The sequence below is a fragment of the Pseudonocardia sp. Ae331_Ps2 genome (assembly GCF_001932405.1).
Classification (GTDB): domain Bacteria; phylum Actinomycetota; class Actinomycetes; order Mycobacteriales; family Pseudonocardiaceae; genus Pseudonocardia.
The window spans coordinates 1,178,421-1,192,849 of the sequence record NZ_MCIM01000001.1; the positions used below are offsets into that span (position 1 = coordinate 1,178,421).

Here is a 14,429-nt window from a genome sequence, read left to right on the forward strand (position 1 = left end):
TCGCTCACCGCAGGGGGTGGTGGAGATGGGCACGAACCTCACCGGGGACACCTGGGGCATCCCGGGCCAGACCTTCCTGGTCCTCTACGTCGTCGCGCTGGTTCTGGTGTCCGGGATCGTGCTGCGCCGGCGGCGGGCGATCGCGCAGGGGGATCCGCGCGGCGCCGGCACCCTCGACAGCAGGCCCGAGGACGTCGCGTACCTCAACGGCGGGCCCGAGCTGGCCGTGTACGCGGCCCTGTCGGCCATGCACGTCGACGGCAGCCTGGTCACCTCCGGCCGCACCACGGGCCAGGTGCGGGCGGGCCGGGTCCCCGGGCACGGCGCGTCGGCGCTGCAGCGCGCGATCCACCGCTGCGCGCAGCGCCTGACCCCGGGCCGGATGCTGGGCACCCACGAGCCGGTCCGCACCGAGCTGACCCGGGCCGCCCAGCGGCTGGAGACCGCGGGGCTGCTGCTGTCCCCTGCCGACCGGGCCCGCTACCGGGCGACCGCCTGGCCGGTCGGGGCGCTCGCCCTCGTCGGTGCGGTCCGGATCGCCGCCGGGCTGGGCGGTGGGCGCCCGGTCGGGTTCCTGCTGGTGCTCGTCGCCGCCACCGCGGTGTTCGCGGCGGTCCTCGCGACGCAGGTGCCCGCCCGGACCCGGGCCGGGGACGCCGCGCTCGCCGCCGTGCGGTCCCGCCACGACGCGCTGTCGCCGTCGATGCGCCCGGACTGGACGGCCGTCGGGCCCGCCGCGGCCGCGCTGTCGGTCGGGGCGTTCGGAGTGGGCGCGATGCTGGCCGCCGAGCCTGCCTTCGCCGAGGAGCTCGCCGCGCAGAAGCTCGGCACGCTCGGCGGGGCGCCCGCCGCGACCGGGGGCAGCTCCTCCGACGGCGGGGGCGCCGTCGGCTGGTCCGGCAGCGACAGCGGCGGCGGGACCAGCTGCGGCGGAGGCGGGAGCAGCTGCGGCGGAGGCGGCGGCTGCGGCGGCTGAGCCTGCGACGGGGGAACCGGATCTGCCGTTCCCGCAGCTGCACCGTGGGGGGTGTGAAGCTGCGGGAACGGCTCGTACGGCGGAGGTGACCGGATGACGGGTGTCCCGGGCGGGACCGGGGTCGGCTGGCGCAGCGGCATCGCGGCCGTCCTCGACGACGTCGACGGCCTCGCCTTCCACGAGGTCGTCGCCGAGTCGCTGCACCCCGACGCGGTCCCGGCGTCGCTGCTGCGCAGGCCGGTCGTCGTGCACGGGGTGCGACTGTCGCCCGGCTCCCCCGAGGGCGTCGACCCGGGGCGGGTCGCCCACCTCGCGGCCTGCGCCGCCGCGACGGGTGCGGCACTGGTCAGCGAGCACATCGCGTTCACCCGGGCGGGCGGGGTCGAGGCCGGGCACCTGCTGCCGCTCCCCCGCACCCGGGAGGCGCTCGACGTGCTCGTCGCGAACGTGGCGGCGACCCGGCCGGAACTGGACGTCCCGCTGGCGCTGGAGCCGATCGCGGCGCTGTTCGACTGGCCCGACGACGAGTTCGACGAGGCGGAGTTCCTGCACCGGCTGCACGACAGGACCGGGGCGCCGCTGCTGCTCGACATCGCGAACACCTACGTCAACGCCCGCAACCGGGGCCGCGACCCACGGGCCGACGTCGACGCGCTGCTCACCGGGCTGCCACCGGGGGCGGTGGCCTACTGCCACGTCGCCGGGCACGCCGCCGACGCGACGGGGCTGCTGCACGACACCCACACCGACCCCGTCCCGGACGCGGTGCTGGCGCTGCTGACCCACACCGTGGCGCAGCTGCCGGTGCCGCCGCCGGTGATGCTGGAGCGCGACGGCCGCTACCCGCCCGCCGCGGAGCTGTGCGCGGAGCTGGACGCCGTGGCGGCCGCGGCCGGGCACGCGTCGCCGTGCCGGACGGGTGCGGACTCCGGCCACGGGGCCGGGACGGTGACCGCGCCCGCCGCGGACGGGACGGGCACGACGTGAGCGGGGACCTCGCGCAACGGCAGGCCGAGCTGGTGGCGGCGCTCGTCGCGGGCGGGGCGAACCCGGCCGGGTTCGACGAGGCGCGGCTGGCCGCGGCCCGGGCCGCCCTGCTGCGCAAGCGGGCCGGGCTCGTCGCCGCGGCGTGGCCGCTGCTCGCCGTCGACGCCGGGACGGACTGGCAGGCCCGGTTCGCCGCCCGCTTCGACGGCGTCGCCCCCTACGGCGCCCAGCGGGAGGGCTGGGACCTGGCCCGCGAGCTGGCGGCCGCCGGTCGGCTCGGTGCGGGCGCCCGACGTGAGCTGGCCGCGCGCGAGGCGGCGCTGCACTACGACGGCCGGACCGCCCCGCGGCCCCGCGGCCGGGTCGCACGGTGGTGGCACCGGTCACGCCTGGACCGATCACGAACGGGGTCTCGGGGCTCGGACGGGTGAGGGCGTTGCCATCACCACATTCCCCACCGGTAATTTCCCGGCCCGCGGCTCCTACACTCCCCGGTAACCCTGCGCCGGAGCATCGGGCCGGCGCCGTGACCGGAGGAGTTCGACCGTGCCCGCACTGCGCAAAGTGCTCGTCGCCAACCGGGGAGAGATCGCCGTACGCGTGATCCGAGCAGCGAAGGACGCGGGACTGGAGAGCGTCGCCGTCTACGCCGACCCGGACCGGGACGCGATGTTCGTGCGTCTCGCCGACGAGGCCTTCGCGCTGGGCGGCTCCACCGCCGCCGAGTCCTACCTCGACATCGAGAAGGTCATCGGTGCCGCGAAGCAGTCCGGCGCCGACGCGATCCACCCCGGCTACGGCTTCCTGTCGGAGAACGCCGACTTCGCCCAGGCCGTGATCGACGCCGGCCTCACCTGGATCGGCCCGTCGCCGCAGTCGATCCGCGACCTCGGCGACAAGGTGACCGCGCGGCACATCGCCCTGAAGGCCGGCGCCCCGCTGGTGCCCGGCACCAAGGACCCGGTCAAGGACGCGGACGAGGTCATCGCCTTCGCCGACGAGCACGGCCTGCCGGTCGCGATCAAGGCCGCCTTCGGCGGTGGCGGGCGCGGCATGAAGGTCGCCCGGGAGCGCTCCGAGATCGCCGAGCTGTACGAGTCCGCGGTCCGCGAGGCCACCGCCGCGTTCGGTCGCGGCGAGTGCTTCGTCGAGCGCTACCTGGACAAGCCGCGCCACGTCGAGACCCAGGTGCTGGCCGACCAGCACGGCAACGTGGTCGTCGTCGGGACGCGTGACTGCTCGCTGCAGCGCCGCTTCCAGAAGCTCGTCGAGGAGGCGCCCGCGCCGTTCCTGACCGACGAGCAGCGCACGACCCTGTACGAGGCCTCGAAGGCGATCTGCAAGGAGGCCGGCTACTACGGCGCCGGCACCGTCGAGTTCCTCATCGGCCAGGACGGCATGATCACCTTCCTGGAGGTGAACACCCGGCTGCAGGTCGAGCACCCGGTCTCGGAGGAGACCACCGGGATCGACCTGGTCCGCCAGATGTTCCGGATCGCCGAGGGCCAGGAGCTGGACTTCGACGGCGACCCGGAGCCGCGCGGGCACGCCATCGAGTTCCGCATCAACGGCGAGGACGCCGGGCGGAACTTCCTGCCGGCGCCGGGCACCGTCGAGCGGATCTGGTACCCGGCCGGGCCGGGCGTGCGGATGGACGCGGGCGTCGAGGACGGCTCGGTCATCGGCGGCCAGTTCGACTCGCTGCTGGCGAAGCTGATCGTGTGGGGCAGCGACCGGCAGCAGGCGCTGCAGCGGGCCCGGCGCGCACTCGCCGAGTTCAAGGTCGAGGGCATGGCGACCGTGCTCGAGTTCCACCGTCTCGTCGTCGAGGACCCGGCCTACGCCGCCGAGACCCTCGAGGACTTCACCGTGCACACCCGCTGGATCGAGACCGAGTGGAACAACACCGTTCCGCCGTTCGAGGGCGGTGCGGGCGCCGAGGACACCTCCGGCGAGCGGCAGACCGTCGTCGTCGAGGTCGGCGGGCGACGCCTGGAGGTCTCGCTGCCCGGCGACCTCGCCCTCGGCGGAGGCGGCAACGGCGGTAGCCCGGCCAAGGCGGCCCCGCGCAAGCGCGGCGGCAAGGGCGGCGGCGGGGCGAAGGCCTCGGGCGACGCCGTCACCGCGCCGATGCAGGGCACGATCATCAAGGTCGCGGTCTCCGAGGGCGACACCGTCGAGGTGGGGGACCTGATCGTCGTCCTCGAGGCGATGAAGATGGAGAACCCGGTCACCGCGACGAAGGCCGGTACCGTGACCGGCCTGGACGCGGAGCAGGGCTCCTCGGTCACCCAGGGCACCGTGATCTGCGAGATCAAGGACTGACGCGGTGCCCGTCCCGGTGCTCGACCCGGTGCTCGACCCGGTCGAGATCAACGCCGGGGCCTGGTACCTGCGCGGGCTGCGGCACGACGGCCGGGTGGACGACCGCCCGGCCGTCGCCGCGTCCTGCCGGGACCCGGAGATCCGGCGCTGGCGCAACCGGCCCGACCCCGCGGCCCCGGACTTCGACGCACGGGTGACCGCGCACGTCGCCGACCGGATCGACGGCTGGGCCCGCGGCGCCCGCTGCGCCTGGGCCGTCGCCGAGCCGACGACCGGGGAGATGCTCGGCGAGATCACCCTGGAGCACCTCGACCTGGCCCACGGCACCGCGGAGCTGCGCTGCTGGACGCTGCCCGCCGCCCGCGGACGCGGCCTGGCCCGCACCGCGGCCGGGGCGGTCGTGCGCTTCGCCTTCGGCGGGCTCGGGCTGCACCGCGTCACCTGGTGCCACGCCGAGCCGAACCGGGCCTCCGCCGCCGTCGCCGCGGCGCTGGGGTTCGTGCCGGAGGGCCGGCTGCGGGAGGCGTGGACCGTCGACGGCGAGCGGGTCGACGTCGTCGTGCTGGGGCGGCTGGCGGACGAGGGCTGACCCGGTCCGGCACGCTCACCCTCCGCGGTCCGTGGCGACGGGGCCGTGGCGACGGGCGGTGCCGAGCGGGTCACGGCCCGTTGACCGGCACGCCCGGCCGTTCTAGCGTCCTCGGTGTGTCGCGCACGCCGTCCGGCGCCCGCGGCATGCACCGAGCAGTACCCACGACAACTCCACAGCCGACCCGTGTGCCCGATCCACGGGGCCCGGAACTACCGCCACGCGGAGTACCGCGCCGCGGATCCGCTCACCACGCAGGCCCTGCCGCGCCGTGAGCCGTCCCAGTTCGACCGAGACGTCACAGGATCCGTCATGCCCCCAGAGTTCGACCCCGCGTCGCCGACGTTCCACGTCACGACGCACGTCCACACCGACGGCCCGATCCCGGGCCCGCACTCCCTGCTCACCCTGACCTCCTCCGCGTACGGCGCGGGCGGGGTCCTGATCGGCACCTTCACCGCCAACCTCCGGGAGCTCCCGGGGGCCACCCTGCACCCGACCGCGCTGGCGACCTGGCGCACCCGGGCGGAGGACTGGCTCCTCACCCGGCGGGCCTCGCGCCCACCGGGCCAGGTCTCGAACGAGTACGCCGCCTGGGTCACCGACCTGGGCGGACGCGCGTTGTTCGTCACCGCCCCGGAGGACCCGGACCACCTGTTCGTCTACTGGTACCTGCAGCGTTTCGCAGGCCGGTGGCCGTTCGCGGGGACCGTTCCCGCCCACGACGGGACACCACGGCCCTGGGCCCCACCGCCGTGCCCGCTCCGCGGGTGCGCTCCGGTCGAGGTCCCGGCCCCGGCCGAGGTGACGGCGGCCTGACCGCGACGCACACCCCCGTCCGCACCGGTACCGACCGGCCGCGGACGGGGGTGTCGTCGTGTGCGGGCTTCGCGATCGCGACCGGTCCCCGCCGAACCCCCGCGGCGACGACCGGTGCCGGCCTAGCGTGTGCCCGTCCGTGATCCGCCCGTCCGCACCGGAGGCCGACGTGCCCAACATCTCCCCGGACCTGCGCGTCGACCCGGCGGCCCCGGCCGGGGCGGCGGAGGCTCTCGACCGGGCCGCGTCCCGGCTGGCCGCCGCGCTGCGCACCCTCGACGCCGACGCCCGCCGGGTCGAGCCCTGGCTCGGTGACCCGGCCAGCGCCGAGGCCGCCGCCCGCTACGCCGTCCACGCCGCGGACGGCCCGGACGCGGCGATCGGCCGGCTGCACACGGTGCACACGGAGCTGCTGCGGGCACGCGACGCGGCCGCCGCCACCGGTCGCGCCTACACCCGCACCGAGGAGTCGACGACGGACGCGCTGAACGGCAGCGCCCGGTGACCGCGCCGCGCTGGGCGGGGCTCGGCCACGCCGAGATCGCCGCGATGGTGGCGGCCGGTCCGGGCCCCTCGGCGTCGGCCGGGGCGGAACGGGCGTGGCGCGACGCCGCGGCCGCGCTCGCCGACGTCCACCGCGAGCTGTCCGGCCAGGTCCGCGGTCTGCCGGGGGGATGGTCCGGCACGGCCGCGGACGGCGTCACCGTGGCGCTCGGGACCCTCGACGGCTGGGTCGTCTCCGCCACCGCCGACGCCGAGCGCACCGCCGACGCACTCGCCACCCAGGCCGGGCTCGCCGCGGACCTGCGGGCCCGGATGCCGGCCGCCGCGGCCCCGACACCGCCGGAGACCGCACCCGTGGGCCCGGCCCTGCTCGACGACTGGGCGGCCGCCGACCTCGCCGCGGGCAACTCGGCCGGTCGGGCCGCGGAGCTCATGATCCGCTACGACGACGACACCCACGCCACCGGCGCACCGTGGACCGGCTGGGGCGCGGCCCCGGTCGTGACCCACGACGGCACCGCGGCCGCCTCCCCCGCCGTCCCGGCCCCGCCCCCCGGCGGGCCCCCGCACGGCACCGGCGGCGCCGGCGGCGACGCGGGTCCGGTCCCGGTGGACGGCGCGGGGTCGGGGACGACGGTGTTCGCGGGGATCGGCTTCGGCGGGCTCACGGCGGCGGTGCTGACCGGGAACGGACGGGCCGGGGTGCCCGGTGCGCGACCGATCGACGTCGGCGGGCCCTCCGCCGGGCGGGACCCCGCGGACGCCGCCGCGACCGACGACCCCCGCACCGGCGGCACCCCCGCACCGGACACCGCCCCCGGGACCGGTGACCCCGAGACCGGTGACTCCGGGGCCGCTCCGGCGTCCCCGGCGGGCGACGCCGGCACCCCGGGCGACCGCGGTGGCCCCGACGACGGCGGCACGGCCGTGACCGCCGCGGTGCTCGCGGGCGGGGCGCTCGGTGGCGCCGGGATCCTGATCGGCGCCACGATCCGTGGGGAGCGGCAGGCCCGGGACGGGCGGAGCCCCTCCGGCGACGGCGACACCACCGGCCGCGGGACGCCACCCGGCAGCGCCGCCGACCACGGGGCACCGCCCGGCAGCGCCACACCGCCCGGTGACGGCACCCCACCACCCGGTGGCAGCACACCACCCGGTGGCGACACTCCGCCCGTTGGCGACGCACCACGTACGGGCGACACACCACACCCTGACGACGCCCGGGACCGACCGGGCGACACGACGCCCAGCGGAGCCGAGCACCGCCCGCCCTCCGGCGACGCGACGACCAGCGGCACCCGCGCCCCCAGCGGCGTGCCGGCCACGGGTGCCGCGGACGGGGTGCCGCCGTCGACGCACGACGGCCCCGTCCCGGACGCCACCGGCGATCCCGCCCCGCACGGCGCGACGCCCACCGGGCCCGACGACCCCACGGCCGGCGGCGGCGCGCCGGACCGGCCCACGACCGACGGCCCGACCCCCGGGAGCCCGGCGGGCGCCCAGCCCACCGGCCCCGACACCACCCACCCCCACGTCACCGAGCCCCACGTCACCGAGCCCCGCATCGCCGACCACGCCGTCGCCCCGCACTGCCCCACTCCCGCGGGGCCCCCGGGCCCGGCCCACCACGCCGTCACCACCGGCGACCTCGCCGTCCCCCACCTCGACGCCACGCACGGTGCCGCCACCCACGGCCGCTACGCCCTACCGCCGGTGCCGCCGCACGGCGACCCGGCCGTCACCCCGGCCGGCGTGCCGGTGGGCGCGGTTCCGGCCGCCCCGCCGCCGGTCGCGGCTGCCGTAGGCGCGCCCGCCGACCTCCGGGTCCCGGCCTGGCGCCTCGTCGCCGACCGGCACGCCGTCCCCGACGACCCCCTGGAGCAGCCCGATGCCCGACCCGACCCCGGCGTCCTGCGTCCCGAGGCCCGGTGGCGGGGCCGTGGCTGAGCCCGCGCCCTGGATCCCGTCGGTGCCGTTCGTGCTCACCGGCACCGAGTTCGACGTCGTCTGGGAGCACCTGGGACTCGGCGCCACACCGGTGGCGCTGCGGCTCCCCTCCCCCGGGCGCACCCGCGAGGAGCGGCGCCGGGTCGTGGCGGCCGGCGTCGCCGGGCTGCGCGCCCGCGGCCTCGCCGGTCCGGCCGGACCCGACCCCGCGCTGGTGCGGCTGCTGACCCTGCTCGCCCGCCCCGACCGTCACCTGGAGGTGCGCGGCCGGTTCGACGACGGCCCGCTGCGCGCGGTCGCCGCCGAACGCGACGGCGACGGCGTCCTCGCCGTCCACACCGGAACGGCCGTCACCGTGACCGCGGCGGGATCACCGGCGTTCGCCGCGGTGTCGGCCCTGCCCCGGCGCGCGCCGGGCCCCGGGCCCGCCGTGACCCTGCCCACCGCCGAGCTGGCCCGCGTCCTCGACGGGGACGCACGCACCGACCCCGGCACCGCCGGGGACGACGAGCAGCGGGCCCGGCTCGCCTCCCTGCTCGCCGGGCCCGCGCACCGTGCGCAGATCTGTGCCGTCCGGCACGACCACTGGGGCAGCCCGGCGCGGCTGCCGGGGCACGTCGCCGTCGTCGACACGCCGCGGGGTCGCTACCGGCTGACCCGCGGGACCGGCGCGCACGGCGGACCCGAGTGGTCCACCCTCGCCCCCGCGGGCGACGGCGAGCTGCGCGACCGGTTCGCCGAGCTGTTCAGTCCAGGTCGGAGTGCTGCATGAGCTGACGGCCCGCCTCGGTGATCGACCCGGACAGCGACGGGTACACCGAGAAGGTGTGGGCCAGGTCGTCCACGCCGAGCCCGTTCTGGACCGCCATCGCGATCGGCAGGATCAGCTCGCTCGCGACCGGCGCGACCACGACACCGCCGATGACCACACCGGACGCCGGACGGCAGAACAGCTTCACGAAGCCGCGGCGCAGTCCGCGCATCTTGGCGCGCGGGTTGGTCGACAACGGCAGCATCACGGTGCGGGCCGGGACCTCGCCGGAGTCGATCGCGTTCTGGCTGATCCCGACGGTCGCGATCTCGGGCCGGGTGAACACGTTCGCCGCGACGGTCCGCAGCCGGATCGGGGACACGCCCTCCCCGAGCGCGTGCCACATCGCGATCCGGCCCTGCATGGCCGCGACCGAGGCGAGCATGAGCACGCCGGTGCAGTCGCCCGCCGCGTACACACCCGGCTCGGAGGTGCGCGAGACCTTGTCGACCGGGACGAACCCGCCGCGGTCGGTCTCGACGCCGATCTTCTCCAGGCCGAGCTCGGCGGTGTTGGGGATCGACCCGACGGTCATCAGGGCGTGCGAACCCTCCACGACGCGACCGTCGGACAGGGTGACCCGGACGCCGTCGCCGGTGTTCTCGACGGAGTCGGCGCGCGCGTGGGCGAGGATCTCCACCCCCCGGTCGGCGAACACCTCCTCCAGCACCGCGGCGGCGTCGGCGTCCTCGTGCGGGAGGACCCGGTCGCGGCTGGAGACCAGGCTGACCCGGCAGCCGAGCTCGACGTAGGCCGAGCAGAACTCGGCGCCGGTCACGCCCGAGCCGACGACGATCAGGTGCTCGGGCAGCTCGTCGAGGTCGTAGAGCTGACGCCAGTCGAGGATCCGGTCGCCGTCCGGACGAGCCGAGTCCAGCACCCGCGGGGTGGCCCCGGTCGCGATGAGGACGACGTCGGCGACGAGGTCCTCGACGGTCCCGTCGGCGTGCGTGGCGGTCACCTCGTGCGCGGCGCGGGCCTCCGCGGGCCCAGCGAACCGCGCGGTGCCGGCGATGATCCGGACGCCCTCGTTCTCCAGCCGGGCCCGCACGTCGGCGGACTGGGCGAGGGCGAGGGACTTGACCCGCTCGTTGACCGCGGGCAGGTCGACCGCGGAGTTGCCGCGGTCCACCAGGACGCCGAGGTCCTCGGCACGGTGCAGGTCGACCCGGACGGCCGCGGAGGAGATGAAGGTCTTCGAGGGGACGCAGTCGTAGACGACGCAGGCGCCGCCCATCCCGTCCCGCTCGACGACGGTCACCTCGCTGCCGTGCTGTGCCGCGACGAGTGCGGCCTCGTAACCGGCCGGTCCGCCGCCCATGATGACGATGCGGGTCACGGGAGATCCCCCTGGAGAAGTCGGTGGTGGTGGACCGGCAGGCGGTCCCGCCCGCCAGCGTCGACGGGGCTCACAGTACGCGTGTCCCATCGTTACGACCGGGCGGGTCGAGGCCCCGTCGGGCTCCCCACTACCCTGCATGCGTGCCGCTGTATGCCGCGTACGGGTCGAACATGGACCCCGAGCAGATGAAGGAGCGCGCCCCGCACTCGCCGATGGCCGGGACCGGGTGGCTCCAGGGCTGGCGGCTGACGTTCGGCGGCGAGGACTACACCTGGGAGGGCGCGCTCGCCACCGTGGTGGAGGAGCCGGGCTCGCAGGTGTTCGTCGTGCTCTACGACGTCCCCGAGCACGACGAACGCCAGCTCGACCGCTGGGAGGGCGGCGAGCTGGGCATGCACAAGAAGCTCCGGCTGCGCGTCGCCACCCTCGACGGCAGCGTCCTCGCGTTCATCTACGTGCTGAACGCCTACGAGGGCGGGGAGCCCTCGGCCCGCTACCTGGGCGTGATCGCCGACGCCGCGGAGACCGCGGGCGCCCCGGACGACTACGTGAACGAGCTGCGCAGCAGGCCCAGCCGCAAGTCCTCGCCCGGCAACCACTCCTGACCGGGCCCACCGGCCGACGAGAACGGCCCGGCCTCCGCACGTGCGGAGGCCGGGCCGTCGTCGTTCACCGCGGGAGGCGGTGGGTCGGTGGGTGCGTCAGTGGCTCAGGAGGCCGCCTGTGCCAGCGCGGACAGCGCGGCCTGGACCAGCACCCGCGAGCCGAACGGCAGGGCCCGCTCGTCGAGGTCGAAGGTCGGCTGGTGGATGTCGCGCTGCTTGCCGGTGCCCGACCACACCCCGAGCCGCGCCATGGCGCCCGCGGAGTGCTCCAGGTACCAGGCGAAGTCCTCGCCGCCGGAGGACTGCTCGGTGGAGGCGTCGGCGGCCTCGCCGCCGACGGTCACCGCGGCGTCGCGCAGCATCCCGGTGGACACCTCGTCGTTGACGACCGGCGGGACACCGCGGACGTGGTCGAGCACGTAGCCGACACCGGTGGGGGCGAGCACGGCCGCCACGAGCGCCCGCAGCTTCTCCTCGAGCTCGGTCCAGGTCGCGTGGTCGGCGGTGCGCAGGGTGCCGCGCAGCAGCCCGGACTGCGGGATCGCGTTCGCCGCGTCCCCGGCGTGCACCGCACCCCAGGTCAGGACGGTGCCCGAGCGCGGGTCGACGTGGCGGGTCAGCAGCAGCGGCACCTGGGTGGCCAGCAGCCCGAGCGCCTGCACGAGGTCGGCGGTCAGGTGCGGGCGCGAGGTGTGCCCGCCCGGTGAGGTCAGCCGGACCTCGATGAGGTCACAGGCCGAGGTGATCGGCCCGACCCGGGTGCCGAGCCGCCCGACCTCCAGACGCGGGTCGCAGTGCAGCGCGAAGATCCGCTGCACACCCTCCATCACGCCCTGGCCGACGGCGTCGAGCGCGCCGCCCGGCTGCACCTCCTCGGCCGGCTGGAACACCAGCCGGACCCGGCCGGGCAGCGACGGCGCGGACTGCAGCGCCAGGGCCGCACCCAGCAGCATCGCGGTGTGCGCGTCGTGCCCGCAGGCGTGCATGACACCGGGCACCTCGGAGGCGAACGGGAGACCGGTCTGCTCCTGCAGCGGCAGCGCGTCCATGTCCGCGCGCAGGGCGACCAGCGGCTCGCCGTACCCCACCTCGCAGACGACGCCGGTGCCGTCGGCGAGGGTGCGCGGCTCCAGGCCCGCCCGCACCAGGGTCTCCGCGACCCGCGCGGTCGTGAGGTGCTCGCGACGGGCCAGCTCGGGCTGGGCGTGGATGGCGCGGCGCCAGCCCACGATCTCGCCCTTGTGCGCCCGCATCCACGACTCCAGCCAGGCCGGACCCGTGCCGACGCCGAGATCGTCGACCGCGAGATCGGTGATCTCCGGGAGCTCGGTGCGGGTCTGCAGCGCAGTCACCTTGTCCTCCTCGTACTGGCCTCCGGCCGGAACGGCCCGCCTGCCCGCGGTCGACGCGGACGGCGATCGGTCGTGTCCCACCACTCATGATGGTGCTCACCCGTCCGGCGGTGTTCCAGTCGAAATCGTCCGTTCACGCCTCCGCGCGGCAAGGGGTCGACGGGGTGCTGCCAGCGGGTTCACCTCCCCAGGTGAACGGGCTCGGGCGACCGCTCCTCCCGTCGGCGAACGGGCGTCCTCGCCGTTCACCGGCGGTTCGGGCGCCCGTCACGGGACGCGTGGCCGACGACGACACCGGACCGCGGCCGGAACGCCACCGGACCGTGACCGTCGGCACGCCCGGCCCGCCGTGGCCGCCGTCCGCCGTCCGGACCGGCCGGCGCCGTCACCTACCGTCACTCCTGCGCACCGGCGGTGACGATCACGGCCGGAGGCGGTGTGCGGGGACGGGCCGCGCGGGCACGATGGAACAATCGGCGCCGTGTCCGTTCCCGAGGGCGAGGTCCAGCGCCGACAGTTCGCCGGGCGGTACCGCGTCGACGGTCCGCTCGGGAGCGGCGCGATGGGCACCGTCTGGTCGGGTTTCGACGAGGTCCTGCACCGCCGCGCCGCGCTCAAGGAGCTGAAGATCCCCGACGGCATCCCGGCCGGGGAGAAGCTGGAGCTGCGGGAACGCATCATGCGGGAGGCCCGGGCGCTGGCCGGGCTGTCGCACCCCAACGTCGTGACCGTCTTCGACGTGCTCGACTCCGGCGGCGACGAGCCGCTGGTGGTCATGGAGCTGGTGCCGTCGAAGAACCTGGCCGCGGCGATCACCGAGCTGGGCAGGCTCGACGCCGCGCAGGCCGGCGTCGTCGGGCACGGCACCGCGGCGGCGCTGCGGGCCGCGCACCGGGCCGGGATCACCCACCGCGACGTCAAGCCGGGCAACGTCCTGATCTCCGACGACGGCCGGATCAAGCTCACCGACTTCGGCATCGCCCGCAACGAGTCCGACGCGCCGATGACCTCCGCGGGCCTCGTGCTCGGCTCGCCCGCCTACATCGCCCCCGAGGTCGCCGCGGGCCAGCCGGTCACCCCGGCCGCAGACCTGTGGGGCCTCGGCGCGACGCTCTGGGCCGCCGTCGAGGGCCGCCCGCCCTACGACGTCGACGGCGACCCGGTCCGCACCATCACCGAAGTCGTCGACGGCCCCGTCCCCGTGCCGACGGTCACCGGCCCGGTCGCCGAGGTCATCGCCGGGCTGATGGTCAAGGAGCCCGCCGCCCGCATGCCGCTCGACGAGGTACGGGCCCGGCTGCGCCCGCTGCTCGCCGACCCCGACGACCCGATCTTCCCCGGCTCCCCGGACGTGCCGACCGTCATGGCGCGGGTGCCGGCACCGCCCGGTGGGACCGCGGCCCCGCCGCGGGTGCCCGCACCGGCACCGCCCGGCCCGCTCGGGCCCACCGGGACCGGCACCTACGGCCGCTCCCCGGTCGCCGACCCCGTGCCCGCACCGGCACCGCCGCCCGCGGAGCGCCCGCGTCCGGCCCGGCCGTCGTCGCGGGGGGCCGCGCCCGCCCGGGTCGCGGCGACCGGCCCGACCACCGTGCTCGGTGCCGTCCCGCTGGTGCTCGGCGGCGCGCTGCTCGTGCTGCTCGGCGCACTCGCCGGGTTCACCGGGGTCCGCGCGCTGGCCGGCCAGGAACCGCTGTCGACGGTCACCGTCGCCACCGACCGGTCGCTGCGCACCACCTACCCGGACCCACTCGGCTTCACCGTGCCGGTCCCCGACGGCTGGACGCAGTTCCGCTCACCCACCCCGGACGGGTCGGTCGTCGTCCGCTTCGTCAGCCCGGACGGCCGTCAGGAGCTGTCGGTCCGCGCGGCCACCTCGGTGCAGGCCGTCACCGACGCGCTCACCCCCGAGGCGCTGGGCGTCGACCCGGTCGAGGCCGGGCCGGTCGAGCAGCTGCCCGACGGCTCCAGCCAGGTCGCCCTCACCACCGGCAGCGGCAGCGCGCAGCGCAGCACGCTCATGCGCATCGTCCCCGGCCGCGACCGGCAGGGCGGGGTCTGGGTCCTGCAGCTGACCTCCCCCGCCGGGCGCGCCGAGGACGCCGTCGCGGGCCTGTTCGACGCCGTCGCCTCGGGCTTCCGCGCCACCCCGGGCTGAGCCGGCCACGGCGC

General features: G+C 76.7%; 13 protein-coding genes. 11 read left to right on the forward strand and 2 right to left on the reverse strand.

What is annotated here, in order from left to right; genetic code table 11:
• The first annotated feature begins 25 nt into the window (after positions 1-25).
• The 9 genes from Ae331Ps2_RS05520 (at position 26) to Ae331Ps2_RS05560 (ending at position 8,919) form a co-directional block, all read left to right on the forward strand.
• Positions 26-976 (forward strand): TIGR04222 domain-containing membrane protein, encoded by a 951-nt coding sequence (locus Ae331Ps2_RS05520; protein ID WP_075312804.1) that lies wholly within the window; start codon positions 26-28, stop codon positions 974-976.
• A gap of 93 nt (positions 977-1,069) precedes the next feature.
• Complete coding sequence (locus Ae331Ps2_RS05525) at positions 1,070-1,963, forward strand: DUF692 family multinuclear iron-containing protein (protein ID WP_075310288.1); 894 nt, start codon at positions 1,070-1,072, stop codon at positions 1,961-1,963.
• Positions 1,960-2,394: a hypothetical protein gene (locus tag Ae331Ps2_RS05530; protein WP_139318929.1), complete on the forward strand. Its 435-nt coding sequence runs from the start codon at positions 1,960-1,962 to the stop codon at positions 2,392-2,394. The genes Ae331Ps2_RS05525 and Ae331Ps2_RS05530 overlap by 4 nt, the downstream gene beginning before the upstream one ends.
• Positions 2,395-2,509: 115 nt before the next feature.
• Positions 2,510-4,288: an acetyl/propionyl/methylcrotonyl-CoA carboxylase subunit alpha gene (locus Ae331Ps2_RS05535; RefSeq protein WP_075310286.1), complete on the forward strand. Its 1,779-nt coding sequence runs from the start codon at positions 2,510-2,512 to the stop codon at positions 4,286-4,288.
• Between the two features lie 4 nt (positions 4,289-4,292).
• A complete protein-coding gene (locus tag Ae331Ps2_RS05540) occupies positions 4,293-4,877 on the forward strand; it encodes a GNAT family N-acetyltransferase (protein WP_139319212.1) in 585 nt (194 codons plus the stop codon).
• Between the two features lie 312 nt (positions 4,878-5,189).
• Positions 5,190-5,696, forward strand: coding sequence for a hypothetical protein (locus Ae331Ps2_RS05545; protein ID WP_051050033.1), 507 nt, complete (start codon positions 5,190-5,192; stop codon positions 5,694-5,696).
• A 139-nt stretch (positions 5,697-5,835) separates the two neighbouring features.
• A complete protein-coding gene (locus Ae331Ps2_RS05550) occupies positions 5,836-6,201 on the forward strand; it encodes a hypothetical protein (protein WP_075310284.1) in 366 nt (121 codons plus the stop codon).
• Positions 6,198-8,147: a PPE domain-containing protein gene (locus tag Ae331Ps2_RS05555; protein ID WP_075310282.1), complete on the forward strand. Its 1,950-nt coding sequence runs from the start codon at positions 6,198-6,200 to the stop codon at positions 8,145-8,147. The genes Ae331Ps2_RS05550 and Ae331Ps2_RS05555 overlap by 4 nt, the downstream gene beginning before the upstream one ends.
• Positions 8,140-8,919, forward strand: a complete 780-nt coding sequence (locus Ae331Ps2_RS05560) for an ESX secretion-associated protein EspG (RefSeq protein ID WP_158071536.1) — start codon at positions 8,140-8,142, stop codon at positions 8,917-8,919. The genes Ae331Ps2_RS05555 and Ae331Ps2_RS05560 overlap by 8 nt, the downstream gene beginning before the upstream one ends.
• On the opposite strand, the gene Ae331Ps2_RS05565 is transcribed toward Ae331Ps2_RS05560, so the two are convergent.
• Positions 8,894-10,297, reverse strand: a complete 1,404-nt coding sequence (locus tag Ae331Ps2_RS05565) for an NAD(P)H-quinone dehydrogenase (protein ID WP_020624004.1) — start codon at positions 10,295-10,297, stop codon at positions 8,894-8,896. The two genes, Ae331Ps2_RS05560 and Ae331Ps2_RS05565, sit on opposite strands and share 26 nt — an antisense overlap.
• Positions 10,298-10,440: 143 nt before the next feature.
• Between Ae331Ps2_RS05565 and Ae331Ps2_RS05570 the strand changes: the two genes are divergently transcribed.
• Positions 10,441-10,905 (forward strand): gamma-glutamylcyclotransferase, encoded by a 465-nt coding sequence (locus Ae331Ps2_RS05570; protein ID WP_020624005.1) that lies wholly within the window; start codon positions 10,441-10,443, stop codon positions 10,903-10,905.
• Positions 10,906-11,009: 104 nt separating this feature from the next.
• Here the strand turns inward: Ae331Ps2_RS05570 and Ae331Ps2_RS05575 are convergent, their stop codons facing one another.
• Entirely contained in the window at positions 11,010-12,257 is a 1,248-nt protein-coding gene (locus Ae331Ps2_RS05575) for an amidohydrolase (RefSeq protein WP_075312800.1), read from the reverse strand.
• Positions 12,258-12,738: 481 nt separating this feature from the next.
• Between Ae331Ps2_RS05575 and Ae331Ps2_RS05580 the strand changes: the two genes are divergently transcribed.
• A complete protein-coding gene (locus Ae331Ps2_RS05580) occupies positions 12,739-14,415 on the forward strand; it encodes a serine/threonine-protein kinase (protein WP_249265632.1) in 1,677 nt (558 codons plus the stop codon).
• Positions 14,416-14,429 lie beyond the last annotated feature (14 nt).